An 18,656-nucleotide genomic window follows, 5' to 3' on the forward strand; every position below is an offset into this window, starting at 1 on the left:
GATCGGGAGGGGCGGCCGCTGCGGATGCTGGGCGTGAACTACGAGGTGACGGATCTTGTGCAGACGCAGGAGAAACTCATCACAGAGCGCCAGCGACTCCGCACCACCCTCGATTCCCTGCTCGACCCCCATTTGATCCTTGGGCCTGTGCATAACGCAGATGGCCAGATCACCGATCTCCGCATCCTTAGGGCCAACCCGGCCGCCGCGGCCTACAACCAGATGCCGTTGGACAGGTTCGTGGGCGCCACAATCAGGGAATTCTGGCCCGGGCATGTCACGAGCGGACTGTTCGATCGCTATCTAGAGGTCCTGATCAGCGGCGAGCCACTGGTGTTGGACGATTATATCTTCCACCACGACATCCAGGACCAATCGCGCCATTTCGACATCCGTGCCGTGATGGTGGATAACAACCTCAGCATCACCTGGCGCGATGTGACCGAGCGGGCCACGGCCATGGCACAGCTGGCCGCCTCCGAGCTGCAGTTCCGCCTGCTGGCCGAGAACTCCACTGACGTGGTGGTGCATCTGGCCGCCGATGACATGGTGCTGTGGGTCTCGCCGTCGGTGCAGACGGTGCTGGGCTGGGAGCCAGGGGACTGGATCGGTCACCCGATCGGGGAGCTGATCCCGAGCTTCGGCAACCGCCCATGCCAGCCCCTGACCAACCAGGCCAGGCCTGGACAATGCTTGATCCGGCGGGATCAGATCCGCAGCCGGGATGGACACAGCCACTGGATCGAAAGCCGCTGGAGCTCCTTCCTCAACGCCGCCAAAGAACCGGACGGCGAAGTGTGCACCTTCCGGATCATCGATGTGGAGGTCTCCACCGAGCGAGAGCTGGAACGCCGCGCCGCCACCGACAGCCTCACCGCCCTGCTCAATCGCGAGGAGGTGTTCAGCCAGATCCAGCGCCTCACGGTCCAGCAGCAGCGCAAGGGGCAGGAACTGGCGGTGTTGTTCTGCGATCTCGATCACTTCAAGACCGTGAACGACACCTACGGACACAACGCCGGTGATGCCGTGCTGCAGGCGATGGCGGCACGGGTGCGCTCCTGCCTGCGGTCGTCGGATCTGGCAGCCCGCATCGGCGGCGATGAGCTGCTGGTGGTGCTGCCAGGTGTGCAGGGGGTCAACGATGCGATCACGATCGCCGAGAAACTGCGGCGTCTGGCCAGCCAACCGGTGCCGATCACCGACAGTGAGGTGAGCATCACGATCAGTGTGGGTGTGGCTCTGGCCCAAGAGGGTGAATCACTCGATGCCCTGATCGCCCGCGCCGATGCCGCCATGTACGACGCCAAGCAGAGCGGCCGCGATCAGGTGGTGGCGATCACGGCCGACACCTGAACGCACCCGCGATCCACGGCAGCCGAAGCGTGGGTGCCACCCTGCCCTGCCCGGCGACTCCTTTCGATAGCCCCGACCCCTTCCGACCCTGGAGCGCCCGGAGGATCCGGCGCCGCGATCTGCTGCTCGGCACCCTCACCGCCGGCTTCATGCAAATCCCGGAGGACGGGGGCACGATTCCCGTACTGGGGCTCTACGGTGAACTGGACGACGGCATCAAGCTGGAAACGGAGGTGCACATGCAGGCAGCACTCCAGGCTGCGAGCAGCCGCAGCCGGATTGTGGTGTCTCCTGAAGCGCCCCATGGCTTCCACACCCGATACCGCCCCAGCTACCGGCCGGACGCGGCCAAGGATGGCTGGAAGCAGATGCTGGCCTGGTTCCAGGGACATGGGGGTCCATCACAGCGGGAGGGTGGGAGACAATGGAGAACAGAAGCAACGGATATCCATTGAAAGACTGGCGCCCCTCCAGGTCGTACAGCCGTCGTCACGACAACAAGCTCGTCGTGATCAGCGAACGCACGGCCTGCTTGACTGACAAAATGAACACGACAGCGATACATCCTCGAACCGAGGAGCATGGAGACCATTCCCGCATCTGGTGCATCACAAGACCAAGCAGCCACCGAGGAACAGCTACAGCACTCGCGCCAATCCCTCAGATTGATTCTGCCCTACCGGGAACAAGCCTTTCAATTGAAACACCAGAGGCACCTGCCGCCAGCATCGAAAAGCCACCCGCCGTGTATTGAATCGTAGAGCACAGGCGAAGCGACTCAAAATCAGCAACAACACCGATCATGCCCGGCCCCCTATCCCGGCTTCTTTCAATATGAATCGGCTCTAGCCTATGCATAAAGACAGGAATAGAATGGCAAGAGAGGATATCGGCAGCACGAGTCTTGAAGGCTTCAGAGTCGCTGCACAGAAACACAGCTGGCCGCTTCTGCTGGGCAAGCCACCGAGTCGACTTCGCCTGCAGTGAGTCCAGAGCCTCGTCCAAAGAGCTCAATGCAGGATCCTGCCAAGAAACAGAGTCGCCGCCAAGGCGTGCATGCACACCAATCACATTGTGACCAGCATGACGGGAAGCCCATGCCCGAAAGGACGCCAACGCAGCAGAAAGCGGGGCGGGCAATTCAGATGGCTCACGCAAGCAAAATAAATTTCCAAATGTTGTGCCAGTCAGATTTGAACGCCTGAACGGTCGCCTCCCTGGCGAGTTAAACAGATTGAGGCAGGCATCGGCGGGCCAAGGAGCAATGATCCGATTGGCCAACAGCAACTGATCCCGAACAAGTCGATGAACCAGCGGATGATTGAAGAGCAAATCAAAACCCATATTGGTCGCAAGAGATTGGCAGCTAAATGTCTGGCGCAAGATTCGCAGCACATCATCCGAGTCAGTCTCAAGGGGAATCTGAGACACCAGCTGCCCGAGAAACTGATCACACTTGCCATCAACCAAATCAATTGACTGGCAAAAAGGATACAATGATTCCGAAGTAATGGCCCCACTCAAATGCAGGCCCAGCCCATGCCTAGCAGCATAATAAGTTGAAATTGGGTCTGGATCGGGCCAAATCACTTCGAGAGGCTCTCCAATCATCCTGCCAACCCAATAGCAAGAGCACAAGCCTCGGATTCGGTCCGCGAATCCACCCGCGACCATCCATCTGCCTCCAGATAGTCGTATCGTCGTAAAGCGCATCAGCCCATGCATTCAGGGCTCACAGTATCATGAGAGTTGATGAAGGAGATCAGGCTTTCTCGCAAATCAGCGAATACTCAACCCATCACAGCAGATAACAGCCAGCTAGAACAAAGCAAGGGCATGCTTAGCGAAGAAATCATTGCGCTGACCAGTCAGAAAACGCCAATCAGGCAGCATAGATCTCTCGCAAAATGTAAGCTTTCAGGGGGCGGGACAGCATACGGCGCACTTGGCCTCGGCCGAACCCATAACGATGTCCTGATTCCCGCCTGCATCCCAGGCTGAGACCACTTGGGTTGGGCGCCCCCTCCGGCTGGCAATTCCGACGCGGACTGGTTGTCGTGGCCAGCTAACGATCCGCAGGGGAACATCCACAAAGAAGCTTTCACCGGATCTGGGAAGATCATCCCAACGAAGCACTTGGAGAAGGACAGTGACAAAGCCATGACTGATCGGTAGACTGCCCATAGAGCGTGATGATCCCCAAAGGCCGTGGCAAAGCGCAAAAAGCACAAGCCAATGGAGATGAATCAGCAAGAAGCAACTCTTAACAGGAATGACAGCGCCGAGGCCAACACGCAGGCAGAGAGGCATCAAGCAGAAGCAATGATGCCCAGCGTCAGCATCTGTACAGTCACGCATCAGAGACAAGCTTATCTGACGCTTGTAGAACAGTGCATTCTCAACCAAACCTACCCACTTACCAAGATTGAATGGATAATCCTGGATGACTCCTCTGAAGACCACCCTGATTTCCATCCAATCGAGCAGAGCGGCCTAACGATCAACTATCAGAGGCTGCCAAAAAAGCTCAGACTTGGGGAAAAAAGAAATCTCAGCCACACCTTCTGTCGCGGAGACATCATCATCTATTTCGATGATGACGATTACTATCCGCCCGAAAGAGTGGAACACGCTGTCAACCAATTGGAGCAGAGTGGATGCATGGTGGCCGGATCCACAGTGCTGCCCATTCTATTTCTGCCAGATGAAGAGCTGTGGGTCGAGGGACCCTATGACCCCAATCATGCAACCTCAGGAACGCTCGCATTCAGGCGAGCACTGCTGGAACAAACAAGCCATGACGATGAAGCCGTTTGCCTTGAAGAGAAGAGTTTTCTCAAGGACTATTCCATACCAATGGCCCAGCTGGAACCAAGATTCACAATAATCAGCATCTTCCATGGCGGCAATATCATTGACAAGCGAGAGTTGATTCAACAGGTAGAAAACACGCGCATTCAGCGTGTCCCCACACAAGACCCGAATCAAATCGGGTTGATCAGGCAGCTCGCCAAAGCTTATGGGAATGCAAATAGCAAGACATCGACTGAAATGACACAGCCAGGAGCAACAAGACCAGTTTCTTCCGCACAACAGCTGAGCCCGCCTATGGACGAGGAGAAACTCAGACTCCCAGCAAGATCCATCATTGAGCTTGATGATCAGGACATTCATTTTAAGGTAGTGATCCCATCGTTTAATGCCGAGAGGTACATAGAAGCCTGCATTCGGTCGCTTCAAGAGCAGAACCATAGAAATCTTGAAGCGATTATTATTGATGATGGATCAACCGACAACACGGCGGCAATCGCAAGTGCTGCAATCGAGGGGGATTCACGATTTCGAATAACCAGCAATACCACAAATAGTGGTAGCTCATTGCAAAGTTTTCTTCAAGGCACAAGATTGCTAAGGCCGTCTCTCGACGATGTATTAGTTACGCTTGACGGTGATGACCAGTTGCTAGGGAAAGATGCACTACAGATCGTGGCATTTACTTATCAGAGCCAGCAATGCTTACTCACCTATGGAAGCTTCATTCGCGCCAGCGATCAACGACACATTGGTGGCGCTTACGACACTCGGACAGTGATCACAAACAGCTTTCGCCAAGCACCCTGGCGAGCATCGCACCTGCGCACTTTCAAGGCTGGCTTGCTGGAGCTACTTAGTATTGGCGACCTGAGCGATGAACATGGGAACATTATAAAACAGGCCGGGGATATTGCGTTGATGCATCCACTACTGGAGATTTCTGGGCACAGAGCTGTCCACATTCCCTCCGCGATTCATCTCTACAACGATCAGAACCCAATCAATGTGCACAAAGTTAATCATCAGAGTCAAGCCCAGACGTCCATACAGATTAGGCAGAGAGCATCCTATGCACATGCTCCATTTATCACCCTATACAGTCCACCAATCGGGAGTGGGCACAGCACTACCACTCAGCTGAGGACACCTCAAATGCCTGGCACTTGCAAGGCAACTCAAGATTTATCCATGATCTCAGTTACTATTCCCACCAAGGAAAGACCAAGGCACTTGATCAATATTATCCGATGTTTTCAGTCTCAGACATGGCCCAACAAAGAGCTGTTGATCTTGGATGACAGCCGAGAACGATGCGCTGAAGCCGAAGCAATCGCGCAGAGTGATTCGAGGATCTGCTATATCCACCAGCATCACCGAGATAGTATCGGCACTAAGCGAAAGAGACTCTGCGCTGCTGCCAAAGGCGAGTACATCGCTCATTTTGACGATGATGATTATTACGCACCTGATTATCTTGAGACAATGCTGAATAGCCTCTTGGCAGGCAGGTACGACTTCGTTAAGCTCCGAAGCTGGTGTTCGCTCCACGCGCCAACGAGGATTTACGGCTTTTGCAATACAGCCCTGCTAGACAGCTCCTGCTCCTATCGAATATCATCTTCCGGAATCGAAAGGTTTCCCAGGCTGTTTTCTAGCGAAGAAAAGGATCGATCGCTATACGGATATGGCTTTTCGTATTTTTATCGGAGCGATCTTCTCAATAAAGTCAACCACCCGGAAGACATCAACCACGGCGAAGACATCAAGCTTGCCATGGACTGCATATCAGCCGGGGCAAGCATTGGCCTTGTCGACGATTACAGGGGACTTGCTATTCACATTATTCATGGAGGCAATACCTCATCCTGCTTTGCTCAGCACTTGATCTTGGAGCAGAATCTCACCAAGATGACAAGCATTCTCCCTTTACCAAACACGTTTCTTTCTCTTTAGTGTCCACTGGATAACTATGCTTCCCTCAAGAGATGCGATGCATCTAATCAGGGCATCCTGAGAAAGGGGAAAGCGGCTGCGCCGCAATGGATCCGAGCAGTTTTCAACTGTAGAATGTGCTCAATTCGGCTCGATATCGCCGAAAAGAGCAGCGTCCCGTGGAGTGGTGTAACTCAGAAGGTCCGTACCCGTTCAGGAGTCGGGACAGCTCGCAACGAACATCGGGCTTGCTGAACCCTTGACGGTGGCTTGATTCCTGGTTGCATCTCAGTAAGAGACTCCTTGCGATGACCACCCCACCGGCCGGGATTTCAGAAGCCGATTGGGCCGCTACCCCGGTGGGAGTGAAGGCTGGATTTCTTGAGCTGGTCAGTCAGTGCCAGAGGCAGCAACAGGAGATCGAGCAGCTCCGCATCCAGCTCACCGCCCTGGCGACCGAACTGGCCCATCTGCGCGAGCGGATCGGCCGCAGCTCCCGCAATTCTTCCAAGCCTCCCTCCAGTGATGGCCAGGGGTTTAGGCCGCCCGAACGACGCAAGGGCAGTGGCCGCAAGCGCGGCGGCCAGCCGGGCCATCCCGGATCTGGGCCGGAGCTGCTGCCGATCGAGCGGGTGGATGAGGTGGTCGAGCACCACCCCCAGGCCTGCCGCCGCTGCGGCACGTTGCTACAGGGTCAGGATCCCGAGCCCTTGAGGCACCAGGTGATCGAGATTCCACCGATCACGCCTCTGGTGATCGAGCACCGGCTGCACCGCCTGGTCTGCCCCTGCTGTTCCACCAGCACCTGTGCCTCGTTACCGGCGGAGGTGGAAGTAAGCCATTACGGTCCCCGGCTCAGTGCTCTGGTGGGTCTGCTGGGTAGTGCCTTCCCGTTGAGTTTCAGCAAGACCCAGGCGCTGCTGGATCAGCTGCTGGGGGTACAGATCAGCCGGGGAGCGATGGCCACTATCCGCCAGCGCTTGAGTGCAGCACTGGAGCAGCCCATGCAGGAGGCCCTTGCGTTTGCCCGTCAGCAGTCGGTGGTCTATGTCGATGAAACCGGTGCCCCCACCGGTAATGCCGATGGGGGCAACCCCGATGGCCGGCGCGGCTGGGAGTGGGTCATGGTGACCGCCATGGGGGTGACAGTGTTCTTGCAGAGCCTGAGCCGCTCGGCTGCCGCCGCGATCGACCTGCTCGGGAATGCCTTTGGCGGAATTGTGGTGAGCGATCGCTTCTCCGCCTACAACCATCTCCCGCTGGAGCAGCGCCAGCTGTGCTGGGCGCACGTGATCCGCGATCTCACCGCCATCGCTGACCGTCAGGGCGCCAGCGGTGAGATTGGAGCGGAGCTGCTGGGCCTGCAGCAGCAGCTGTTTGCCCAGTGGCACCGCTACAAAGACGGAACGATCGACTGGTCCACGTTGCAGCAGGGCTGTCGGCCGATCCGCCAGGCGTTTGTGGGCACGCTGCAGCGGGTTGTGGAGCTGGGCTGCCAGCGCGGCGAGCGAACGCCGTGGGCCAAGACGGTGCGTACCTGCCATCAGTTGCTGCAAGTGAGCGATGGCCTCTGGACCTTCCTGGAGATTGAAGGGATCGAGCCCACCAACAACGCAGCCGAGCGTGCCCTGCGCCATTCGGTGATTCAGCGCAAGATCAGCCATGGCGTCCAATCCCGCCAGGGTGCGATCTGCCGCAGCAGGCTGCTCACGGTCACCACCAGCCTGCGGCAACAGGGCCGTGATATCTGGCAGTTCCTGGAGCAGGCCTTGATCGCCCATCATCGCGGCGGTGAGATGCCATCGCTGTTGCCGAATCCCTGAGCCGGCCGTCATCGATCGTGGTGTCTGTGGTTGCTCGTTGATCAGCGATCAAGGGTGGAATGCTGCGCTGCTGCGTAACGGCCCCTGAACGGATACCATCGCTTTTACGTTAGCGTCAAAGAGGCGATCAAAGCGCTCCTGTTCGGTACTATTCATTGAGCTGGCTTCCCGTTGGGAAGATGAAGGGAATCAGCGCATCAGTAGATGCGCATCCCTCAGTGTCTTCCCGGAATCAGTCGCCAGCCGCAACCCAGCGGGGACTGCTCAGCTCTCGCCCTGAGCATCACCCTGTGTCATCCCCGCAAGGCGCAGAGCCTTGAATCGACAAAAGTTGACTATGATTATTCTTGTAATCTGCCGCGAAGCGGCTTAGTTCAACTACTATTCGGAGAGAATCTCAAGATGCGAAGATAGAATCAATGAACTGTTGCAGACCTTGGTTGAGTCAACGGGCCAGGAGAACAAGCATTTCTTAGGTGACAAGAAGCTCTCAAGTGCGAAGCTTGACGGTCGAAATCGGGTTCGATCTCTGAACTTCAATCCCAGGCCACTGTGCGCTGCTCTTTGTGGCAGAGACATGATGCAGCTACCTGGGGACTCCTGAAAAAGATTCTCGGCCCATCGGCGCCGGATTCGTCCGTTTGCTTCGCGTTAATCAGGCTGGCAAGCGCGGTGACATCAAGTCGGCCAGATCTCAAAAGCCTGGCTTGCAGATGCCCTCAGGCGCTCTGATCGCTGACCAGGCCATAAAAAAGCTGTAGATCCACCCAAAAAGAAGGACAAAAAAGAGGCGCAGCAGCCTCAAGACCTTTTCCGCGCACATCACGACAAAGGCCATCGAGATGGAGGATTCGGCACCAGCTGGTAGACGAGCCATGATCAGATCCAGGGAATACTTGCGCTTTCCAGAGCCAAAGACGCCTTCCACTTCATTGCGTCGAGCTTGATCAGATCGGAGCTGGTGCTTGTGAGCAGTGGTGACATCAGGATCCTTGGGCGGGCGACCCAATCGCTTGCCGGAGAGGCGAATACCGTTCCTCGTGCAGAAATGCCTATTCTTGGCCGTGATATAAATCCGGTCGGCGCAGATGCGCTCTGGGTAAGATCCTGTATCCAACTTGTATTTATCCGCCTGAGCGATCAGGTCTTCTCCTTCGTTGTAGGGGTTCCAGCTTATGCGGTGCAAGAACGGAAAGCCGTTTTGAACCGAAACACTGATTTTGGCTCCAAACTCCACCGCAGCACGTGCTTTGCCTCGCACCATTGGGCGGATATGGGTCTGCACAAGCTTCACCAGGCGGTCTGGAATGCTGTTGGTCTGAGAGACGAGCAGAAGGCCCTGTTGCCGCTCCAACTCGCTGCAGGCCAACAACTTCTGCCACCAATGCCTCTTAAGCTCGGAAAGCCTTGCCCCGCAGCCGATCAGAGCATCAATGGCCTTGAGATTCTGCCGTACATAGCCAAGCTGATGTTTAATGGCAGCCTTCACTTTGCGGCGACGTGGTCGTTTTTGCTTCGCCACTCTCAGGAAATGAGCACGAGCAAGGCCACGGTCGTAGCGAGGTCGATGTCTCCTGAATCCCGATGACTGACTGCACAGATCATCAATGACTCGCTCGGTCGTTGTGCGAGCCTCGTTGAGGAGCTTGAGGTCTCTGGGATAGGTGATGTCGGCTGGAGTGCAACTGGCATCAATCGTGAGAGTGCCCCAATTCTTTCCTTCTGGCCAGTCAGCAGGCTTGATCAACGCATCAAGTTCTAGCTGAGCGCCTCCTCCACTGGAATCACGATCATCATGGTCGTCATCGTCTGCTGCCTGAGCAAGTGCTTCCAGAAGGATCTCTTTGCCGCGCTGCACCACCAGCTCGTTGATACGGCGCAGATCCTCGTCAGAAAAACGCTTGCGAAAGTGCACCATCATCGAGGCATCAAACGGTGCCTTGGCTGTGTAGCCCGCAAAGCCGAGAAAGAACTGAATATAGGCGTTCTCTCTGATCTGATGGACTGTCTCTTCGTCGGTGAGCCCTAACTTCTGTTTGATGTAGAGAGCACCAAAGGCCATTCTCACTGATTTGGCTGGAGCGCCAATTGTGGCGCTGAATTGAGGGGCATAGGTTTCTTCCAGCTCATCCCATGGGATCAGCCCCTCCAGTTGAACCCAGCGATTCTCAGGATCAAGTGTGCCGCCAAATGGCAGGTGGAACTCCTTGATTGAGATCTGACCGTTATTGTGCCTCCGGTACATATGGAGCGATCAGGAGTAAAGGCAATCACGGATTGCCTGATTCACGGCTACTTTAGCGGTTTCTCATGCTTGAGACCAGCTGCGGCGCAATGGATCTGGATTTTTCAGGAGTCCCTACCTGGAATGGGCCATGGAACTCTTTTGACTGTGATTAGTGAGTGTGGGACTGATATGAGGCGATGGCCAACGGCCAAGCATTTCACGTCATGGCTTGGCCTGGCCCCGCGGAACAAGGTATCTGGTGGAAGGCTTCTGTCATCAGGTACAGCGGTGGGGAGCCAATCCTGCCCGGACTACTATTTGGATGGCCGCGCAAGTTTTGGCGCGTACGCAGACATCTCTCGGTGGATTTCAAAGACGTTTAGCAGCGAGGATTGGTCGCCCAAAGGCAATCATTGCAACAGCACGCAAGTTGGCCGAACTCTATTACCGAGCATTACGCGATGGCATATCCCTTGTTGATCCTGGTCTGAGCCATTACGAAGCTGAGCAGCGGCAGATACAGATCAATGCCATAAAGAGACGAGCTCAGCGCCTTGGCCTAACGCTCACTCAAGCGTGAATAGAGCAAACATAGATTCCCGCCGCAACGCTGTGCTTCTTAGGAAAGTCTCAGCTGCTCTGATGCCCATGAACTGCGCAAGCTGGTCGATCGCGACCACCCTGAGCTCAGTGTCATCCGCCAATGTGCGCTGCTGGGGCTGCCTCGATCCACGCTGTACTACCACCTCAGCTGAATGGCCCTTGACGGGGTTTTCAGCAAACTCCTAATCAAGAGAAGTCTTGACGACAATTAAGAATTCACTCTAAAATCACAAAGTGCAGCACCTTTGTGGCGACTGCTCCTCCAATCGCCTTCACCGCCCGTGACCTGCAATCTCTCAGTCCTAACGCGATTATATGATGGAGAAGCTCCTTATCTGCAAGGATTTATAGATTATCATCGGTCCATTGGAATCGAAAGCTTCTACTTTATTCTCGAACCAGGCCAATCGCTACTTTGCAGACAGATCTTGGTCGACAACCTAATTTCGCCATTGGACATTGATTCACAGAATATGACCGCGGCGCTTCCACGCATAGTCACTAAGTATTCGGCAATTATTGATGCTGACGAGTACCTCCATCCCGGCACTGTCAAGCTGTTGCTTTCGCATGATATTCAGACCCTTTCAATGCCTTGGGCCTTGACAGCAACGCTTGACTTTTCCAGAGTTGAAAGTCACAAGAAGCAGTTTATATTGTTTCCGCGCGGAAAAGAGATTGTCCGAGTTGCGGATGTCCAGGAAGTCAAGCCGCACACATCTACGATGTCCAGGCTGGGTTCACGCATCACCCTAAAGCAGGGCAAGAGTCTTCCACTAAGGCATTACTATTGCAGGGGTGTTGAAGACTTACTAGTGAAGTTCTCACTTTCTGGGGGGACATACTCAAGGCTTTATGGACTTAGTCAAAAGTCTGAGCAAGTCATTGAATCAATTCGCACTGGAAGAATCTGGGAAGAATTTGGCTCACATCAACCTTCAGGGACTCTGACTCGGATAGCGGCGACTGCCTTGGTCTTGGCCTTAATGCAAGGTACGACAGTTATTGATGACTTTCCCCTGCCAAAGGTCAATACAGCACTCTCCACTCTATTGCTCTCTAGGCTTGGAATAACTGAGGCTGATACGGAGATTGCCGTCAAAGCCGTTGACCAACTAAAAGATATATTCTATAGTGATACATTACTGGTTTTTAGGAGTATGTTTCATGAGTATTTTGCTGATTCGTGTGATGGAGTCAATCTTCAGGCTATGGCCCTTGCCCTTGTCAGGCAAGGCGATTCCCGACTAAGAATTTTAAGTAGGGCCTCCTGATCAAGTAAGAACCACACCCAGGGCAACAAAGTGGGGAGGCCCGGCTGAACTCTGAGTGTTGCTCAGGCTGCAGCCGGTTGATTGCTCAGGAGTCCATCCTCACCTCTTCGGATGGATTCAGTGCCGATGAGTAGCCAGGGCTAATTCAAAGTCTCACCATAGGTCCGGGGATGGCTGGCGCGTGGCCATCGCCAGCAATGCCGTGATGTTGTCGTACATCACCGCCTGCATCCCGGCACGCATCGCCCGACATCCGACCAGCCTCAGCAGGTTCATCGCTGCGGTTCGCAGCGTGGCCATCGCGCCGGCGCCATTGCCCGGAATCCAGTGCCAGCCCTCGATGCTCCAGCGGTCTCGCACCAGTTAGGGACTCCTGAAAAAGTCAGAACGACTGCGGCGCAACTTGTTTCAGTGACCGAGACCCGATGAACTGGGCTCGATCAAGGCAATTGACGATTGCTACAACTGCTGAACGCTGCAGATGTACCGAAAACACCATAACGGGCAGCTCTCAATCGAAGAGTTCCATGTCCCATTTGGCGGCACGTTGAGGTGGTCTGGTTTTCTGGACAGGTCCCATCGGGAGATGGGTGTGCTCAGATCCTTCTCCAGGCCAAGGGTCTCAAACGACAATCCCTACTCAGAATTCCTGTTCCGCACGGTCAAGTACCGGCCCGACTACCCCAGTAGGCCGCTTGCCAGCAAAGAGGGGGCGTGTGAGTGGGTGGCGGCGTTTGTCGACTGGTACAACCACCGGCACCGCCACAGCGGCATCAAATTCGTCACGCCTCATCAGCGTCACAGCGGTACTGCCACCGCAATGTGCCAGCAGCGAGCCGATGTCTACGAGAAGGCCCGCCAGGCTCATCCAAGACGCTGGAGCCGATCCACTCGCTGCTGGCGCCAACCCGAAGACGTGTGGATCAACAAGCCACCAGAGGAACCATATCCGATCCTCGCGCTACCCTTAATCGAGGCCGCCTGAATGGCAGCCAAGGAGTGACACCTTCCCTGAAAGTCACCGTCATTGGGGAAGATGCCGCGATCGTGCGGTTGGTGGGCAGTCAGCTGCTGGAGCAGCAGGAGGAATGGCAGCTGGAGCGCCGCCGCTTCTTCTCCGAGGCCACCATGGCCAAAATCCCCGAGCTCGAGGCAATGTTGGAGCCCACCGATGGTGATCCGGCCAAGCGGGCGGCAGTAGCCATGAGCTGAAACGCACCAACTCCTTCCTCGATCTACACGAATCCCCTCGATCGCTGAGTTGCACATTCAGCGATCAGGGTTCATAGTGGAACGATGGAGCTGCGCAATCAGCTCCCAAGCAGTCATCCCCTGACTGCTCCTGATCACCCTCCTGAAAGGGTCACAGGACCTCCTGAGTTACACCACTCGAAGGGGCGCTACCGCGGCCAGGGGCGAAAGGTCTTGCGCTTCTGCATGCCCGAGTGTATCGCCCAGATCCATTGCAGTCACTGGGATCAGGGCAGATTGATGGGCGGCTGTGCAGAGACTGGGTGCTGATCTATGCGCGACAGGCTCCTGGTCCTCTAATGGCGAAGCTGAGACACTAGCTTGGCTTTCCATGCCGCTTGAGCATTCTAACGACGCACTGCACAAGAGTATAAATCAACTTATCTATGCTAGTCTCTTTCCATTTTGGCCGAAGAAGTGTCGATGCACCCTGATAGCCGCCGTGGCACACCGAGACAATTTAGACTGATTCGACCTCTCAGAGTGTCAGAGGCAAATGAGCCTTTCTCGAGCCCAGAAGACACCACAGCCACGACAAGGCAGACTGGCGAATGTCCGGACATCGTAATGGAAGATCATGAGTAGGGATAGATCACACCAGCAAACATCGCACCTCAGCCCCAGCAGGCAGCCAATCGACCCCGCAAGAAATGTCGAAGAAATACCAAAGATCTCCGTCATTGTTCCAACAAGACACAGAGCCCACTCTCTGCCTCAGCTTCTAATGCTTTATGACCGACAAAGCTGGTCCAATAAGGAGATTCTAGTTCTAGATGACAGCGACAACCCTGACTCTGCTTTTCGTGACAAGGCTGAGCATCGAAGTGATGCATTTTATTGGCATACGAGTAGGAGACTAAGCATCGGTGAGAAGCGCAACCTGCTTGCCAGTCGAAGCAACGGCGATATAATTGCGCACTTCGATGAAGACAATTATTACGCGGCGAATTATCTTGAGATGATGTGGAAGGCGATGAGCACCAGTGGCTGTGATGTCGTGAAGTTAGCCGGCTGGTTTTGTCTGCATGAGCCGAGCGGGAGACTTGGCTACTGGGATACAGCAGATCATGAATCCGATCATTTTAATTTCTGTGGCACCGAGCCAGTTGGCAAGAGACTTGAAAGATTTACAGCTGCAGCCTATCGTTCATTCCAAACAGGGCATGGTTTTTCATGCATGTACAGAAAGTCATGCTGGGAACAAACTCGATTTCCAGACCAAGAATTGGAAGAGGATTCGCATTTCGTCGAAAGAGTCTTACAGAGAAAAGGATCAGTCAGCTTTGTCCAAGATGATATTGGAATCTGCTTGCATATCATCCGCGCGAACACTGCTTCTCGATGCTTCCCTAATCGCCTTATATCCGAAAAAGAACTGAGGCACATCTTCCAAGGATACATTCTAACATCAGAAAAGACACGAAAGCAGGATGTCCGAGAAGACAGTATCATCGGCCATTCAACACCTGTTTCTGCAGCAGGCACTACAAGACAACAACAGAAGACAGTCACGCACAAATCAGAAAATCGAGTTGGCTCCAGTAGCAAGGGCTTCGCCTACACAGGTAGATCACACGAGCCAATGCAGTCAGCGGAACGACTTCGGCACAATAAGACAATGAAGAATTTTCCAGACGAAGGAAGCGAGGAAATCAAAGTTAGTCTATTTACTGTAGCACACAATCGATCGACCCTATTGCCGCTTCTTGAAAAATGCATTCTCAGTCAGACATATTCACGACTCCTTACAGAATGGGTAATCATTGATGACTCAGATCTTGATGGGCCCATCTTTTCGCCAACTCCAAATACGGGTCTCAAGACAAAGTTGATCCGACCCAAAAACAAGCAGCCCCAAGGCAGGGAAAGAAGTATTAGTTACGATCATTGCGATGGAGATATCATTATTCATATGGATGAAACTGCATATTATCCACCATCACGAGTTGAGCACGCAGTCAAGCGCCTCATGGACACTGACCACGACGTAGCTGGCGCAGACACTTTACCCATCATCAATATGCCGAAGCGAGAACTTTGGCTACTAGGCCCCTTCAACCACAACCAGGTCACTGCCAATACACTAGCCTTCAAACGGGCTCACCTAAACAAAATCCGCGGGGACCAGCAGGATTCTGCGACTAATGAAGAAGAGTATATTTTGCAGAATCACTCATTTCCGTTGGCGCAGCTTGATCCGATCAAGACCATTGCCTGCGTTGAATATCAATCGAGTATATTCCCAAATGGAGAACTGACTCATGCTAGATATAGTCTCAAGCCGAAGAAAGCAGATGATAGCCTTTTGAAAGAAATTATTTCAAGCGCCAGACTTGAAGAGTACCAGATCTCACTAGCGACGAGCCGACAATTCGCCAAGAGTCAAGGCATGGATCAACTATTGAGTCCTAGGAAGACTCTTGCAGAGAGAACTATTCAGCCTGCGAGAGGATATAGCTCATCACAACGGTCTACAAGAGTTGCAGTTATCACTCCCTATCACAACGAGCCAACACCAATCTTGCGACGCTGTCATGAAAGCGTGCTGAGACAGAGTAGTTCTTGTAGTCACTTTTTCATTGCCGATGGCCCTGGCAATCCAGAGCTTGATAGCTGGGACTGCCGGCACATCATTCTTGGCAAAGGACATCGCGATAATGGCAATACTCCTCGAGGGATAGGCAGCCTCTGCGCAATGAACGAGGGCTATGATGCCATCGCTTACCTCGATGTCGACAATCTATACAAAGATGACCATATCAGGCTAGCACTTGCGCGCAGAGAAGAAACACAAGCGGATGTTATATTTACCTATCGACATGTATTTTTTCCAGACGGGCAAGTAATCCCAACTCTGCTAGAAGAAGATACAAACAAGGCGCATGTCGACACCAGTTGCATGGTACTCTTTCGACCTGCTTTCTCCGCACTTTCTATTTGGAGCGAGATGCCATCGAAATATGGGCCGATCTGCGATCGCGTTATGTTTCACCATCTAATTCATAATCATTCCTGTGCATGGCTAGAAGATGCGACAGTTCTATTTGAAAGCTGGTACCTCGGCCATTTTTATCTGATAGGTCGCTGTCCGCCAATCAACGCCAAGTTCGTGCCGAGGCGCTCAGCACTAGAGTGGGAAGCTATAATTAGGCAATATAAACAACAATCACGCGGAGCAGCTTCATTTGCTGGGCCCATCATTCATGAGGCGCCAAGCATAGGTATTGCAGCAATCATGGGCCCAGCAAGATCCGGAACTTCAGTGCTGCAGCGAAGTCTTTGCCTTCACTATCCATTCGTAGGCATACCGGAGCACTCTTTAATTAGTCAGTATGCAGAGTTAGTTGGGCATGATCCAGAGGTCAGGCATGAAGGAAGCTACCTCCTCGAAAGATTTGACAGCATTGGAAAGAGTGATCCAAGGTTTGAATGGGTCCTTAAGCACGTTGTAGATCTCCGGCCCATAGTCTCCCCGCAAAAGAACTATAATCTGGCTGAGTTATATATCGCGGTTGTCGAATCAACTCTATCGAGAAGGGCTAAGGAGTTCATTGCCCGCACGGGATCGGGATTTGTCATAGACAAGACAATAACGTCAAGCGAATATGCACATCACTTGCTCAAGGCCGTTCCAAGTGTTAAGTGCATTCTCTCTATGCGCAACCCTATTGACCAAATTTGTGCGATGAGAAAGATCTCACAAGAAAAGCCAGGCTCATGGCAAGAGCCGCATCGCACAATTGACACCCTAGCATTTCAATATATAATACGAATTCTTAATCCCCTAATTGCAGCTCCGCCTAATCGACTTATTATCGTGAGTCACGAAGGATTTGTTCGTAATCGAGAGGAATCAATTCTTAAGATTGCCAGATTTCTTCTGGATTCTCGACAATTCGCAAACAATAGAAACGAGAATCAAGCGACTATGCTACTGGAGTGCTTAGGCGATGCCAAGACTACTATCTATGAGGAAGAGCTGAGGTCGATAGATGACAGCCTTGCTTTTGAGTTGACAGTAAATGATGAGCCATGGAAGAAGAATAGCCTTCAAAAAGCCATCAGCCATAGTGCACATTCCTATAATCCAACTGACTTCATGACGGCCGGTGAATACGCCTATCTATACGCCCTTTTTCAGCCTTTGCATGAGCGGTACTGGAAGATAGTTGGCCCTAGCCACAAAGGAGGGATTGGCGTCAGAGTCCCTGATCTGGCAAGAGAGCACCAGGCATGGGTGGCCGCTCTTTGTTCTTCGCTAGAAGAACGAGTAAGGGATAATGTTGATCATATTTTTTAATATGTCTAGAGAAATCTGAGGGCTAGTTATTCCGTATGTTGGGTGAAGCTGCTACGCGGCAGATTCAATCCCCAGCAAACGAACCAGTACGCGCGTACGCCCTCGCGCCCGAAACACCCACGGCCAGGCCAGAGCGCCCTTGCCACTCTGGTCATGAGGACATCGGGCCATGGCCGATGACATCTGAGGTGGGTGCCTTTTATTGGACAGTTCCGGCCCCTGACATCGTTAACCCAGGACGGGTGGAACATGGTTCGGCCTCAGTGTAGACCGCGTGGGGAGTTTTGCCTCCAAGGGAACTGTGAGGTCTTACATGGCAATACCGCCACAGGAAGCGGGCCAGGCTGATTTCAGCGTCCCAGCCATCGCTGTATGCCCGTAGGTAGACCTCCTCGTACTTGACAGTCCTCCACAGCCGTTCAACAAGGATGTTGTCGTAGCACCGCTTTCTGCCGGACCAGCTGATCTGGATCCGCTCCCCTTTGAGTCTGGCCACAAAGTCAGCGGACGTGAACTGACAGCCTTGATCGGAGTGGAAGATCTCTGGCCTACGGCCGCCTCCCAAGGCCATCTCCAGGGCCTCCAGACAGAACTTCGTGTCAAGGCTGTTGGAGAGCCTCCAGCTGAGCACATGCCTGGAATGGAGATCCATGATCGCCACCAGATAGAGGAACCCTTTCTGCAGAGGGATGTAGGTGATGTCGGTCGCCCAGACCTGATCCACCGACGTGACCTGCGTGAGGTCCACCAGGCAGGGGAACCGCACGGACGGATCACCTGGAACCGTCGTCCGGGGCTTCTGGTAGATCGCCCGTAATCCCATGCGCCGCATGAGGTTTCGCACTCGATCTCGGCTGATCGGGATACCATCTTGGGCCAGATAGTCCACCATCCGGCGGCTGCCGCTGCAGGGATCCTCCAGGTAGAGAGCATCGATCCTGGCCATGATCCGCAGCGTCGATACACGGACCGGTGTCGGCCGGTAGTACAGCGTGGATCGAGGCAGCCCCAGCAGCGCACACTGCCTGCTGATGCTGAGCTCGGGGTGGTCGTGATCGACCAGCTTGCGCAGTTCACGG

13 protein-coding genes are annotated in these 18,656 nt (G+C 53.9%); 9 read left to right on the forward strand and 4 right to left on the reverse strand.

Annotated features, from left to right (window positions below):
* Window positions 1-24: 24 nt before the first annotated feature.
* Together H8F26_RS03095 and H8F26_RS03100 are read left to right on the forward strand one after the other, a co-directional pair.
* Window positions 25-1,353 carry a diguanylate cyclase gene (locus H8F26_RS03095; protein ID WP_197157383.1) on the forward strand — a complete coding sequence of 443 codons (1,329 nt, stop codon included), beginning with the start codon at window positions 25-27 and terminating at the stop codon, window positions 1,351-1,353.
* Window positions 1,354-1,382: 29 nt separating this feature from the next.
* Window positions 1,383-1,808 (forward strand): dienelactone hydrolase family protein, encoded by a 426-nt coding sequence (locus H8F26_RS03100; RefSeq protein WP_197157384.1) that lies wholly within the window; start codon window positions 1,383-1,385, stop codon window positions 1,806-1,808.
* Between the two features lie 205 nt (window positions 1,809-2,013).
* On the opposite strand, the gene H8F26_RS03105 is transcribed toward H8F26_RS03100, so the two are convergent.
* A complete protein-coding gene (locus H8F26_RS03105; protein WP_197157385.1) occupies window positions 2,014-2,964 on the reverse strand; it encodes a hypothetical protein in 951 nt (316 codons plus the stop codon).
* Between the two features lie 597 nt (window positions 2,965-3,561).
* Here H8F26_RS03105 and H8F26_RS03110 point away from each other — a divergent pair.
* Window positions 3,562-6,120: a glycosyltransferase gene (locus H8F26_RS03110; RefSeq protein ID WP_197157386.1), complete on the forward strand. Its 2,559-nt coding sequence runs from the start codon at window positions 3,562-3,564 to the stop codon at window positions 6,118-6,120.
* Between the two features lie 287 nt (window positions 6,121-6,407).
* Window positions 6,408-7,922 carry an IS66 family transposase gene (locus H8F26_RS03115; RefSeq protein ID WP_197154287.1) on the forward strand — a complete coding sequence of 505 codons (1,515 nt, stop codon included), beginning with the start codon at window positions 6,408-6,410 and terminating at the stop codon, window positions 7,920-7,922.
* 694 nt (window positions 7,923-8,616) lie between these two features.
* Here H8F26_RS03115 and H8F26_RS03120 read toward each other — a convergent pair.
* Window positions 8,617-10,167 carry an IS5 family transposase gene (locus tag H8F26_RS03120; protein ID WP_197157387.1) on the reverse strand — a complete coding sequence of 517 codons (1,551 nt, stop codon included), beginning with the start codon at window positions 10,165-10,167 and terminating at the stop codon, window positions 8,617-8,619.
* Window positions 10,168-10,290: 123 nt separating this feature from the next.
* Between H8F26_RS03120 and H8F26_RS20045 the strand changes: the two genes are divergently transcribed.
* Entirely contained in the window at window positions 10,291-10,629 is a 339-nt protein-coding gene (locus H8F26_RS20045; protein ID WP_370594730.1) for a transposase, read from the forward strand.
* Between the two features lie 596 nt (window positions 10,630-11,225).
* Window positions 11,226-12,026: a hypothetical protein gene (locus tag H8F26_RS03130; protein ID WP_197157390.1), complete on the forward strand. Its 801-nt coding sequence runs from the start codon at window positions 11,226-11,228 to the stop codon at window positions 12,024-12,026.
* A gap of 153 nt (window positions 12,027-12,179) precedes the next feature.
* Here H8F26_RS03130 and H8F26_RS03135 read toward each other — a convergent pair whose 3' ends face one another.
* Entirely contained in the window at window positions 12,180-12,386 is a 207-nt protein-coding gene (locus tag H8F26_RS03135; protein WP_197157392.1) for a hypothetical protein, read from the reverse strand.
* A gap of 226 nt (window positions 12,387-12,612) precedes the next feature.
* Between H8F26_RS03135 and H8F26_RS03140 the strand changes: the two genes are divergently transcribed.
* The 3 genes from H8F26_RS03140 (at window position 12,613) to H8F26_RS03150 (ending at window position 17,577) form a co-directional block, all read left to right on the forward strand.
* On the forward strand, window positions 12,613-13,011 hold the full coding sequence (locus tag H8F26_RS03140; protein WP_231605433.1) for an integrase core domain-containing protein: 399 nt from the start codon (window positions 12,613-12,615) through the stop codon (window positions 13,009-13,011).
* Between the two features lie 14 nt (window positions 13,012-13,025).
* Window positions 13,026-13,238 (forward strand): hypothetical protein, encoded by a 213-nt coding sequence (locus H8F26_RS03145; protein ID WP_197157394.1) that lies wholly within the window; start codon window positions 13,026-13,028, stop codon window positions 13,236-13,238.
* A gap of 763 nt (window positions 13,239-14,001) precedes the next feature.
* A complete protein-coding gene (locus tag H8F26_RS03150; RefSeq protein ID WP_231605434.1) occupies window positions 14,002-17,577 on the forward strand; it encodes a glycosyltransferase in 3,576 nt (1,191 codons plus the stop codon).
* A 199-nt stretch (window positions 17,578-17,776) separates the two neighbouring features.
* Here the strand turns inward: H8F26_RS03150 and H8F26_RS03155 are convergent, their stop codons facing one another.
* Window positions 17,777-18,649, reverse strand: a complete 873-nt coding sequence (locus H8F26_RS03155) for an IS3 family transposase (protein ID WP_231598222.1) — start codon at window positions 18,647-18,649, stop codon at window positions 17,777-17,779.
* Between the last annotated feature and the right edge of the window lie 7 nt (window positions 18,650-18,656).

Origin of the sequence: Synechococcus sp. CBW1006, assembly GCF_015840525.1 — a bacterium.
Lineage (GTDB): Bacteria > Cyanobacteriota > Cyanobacteriia > PCC-6307 > Cyanobiaceae > CBW1002.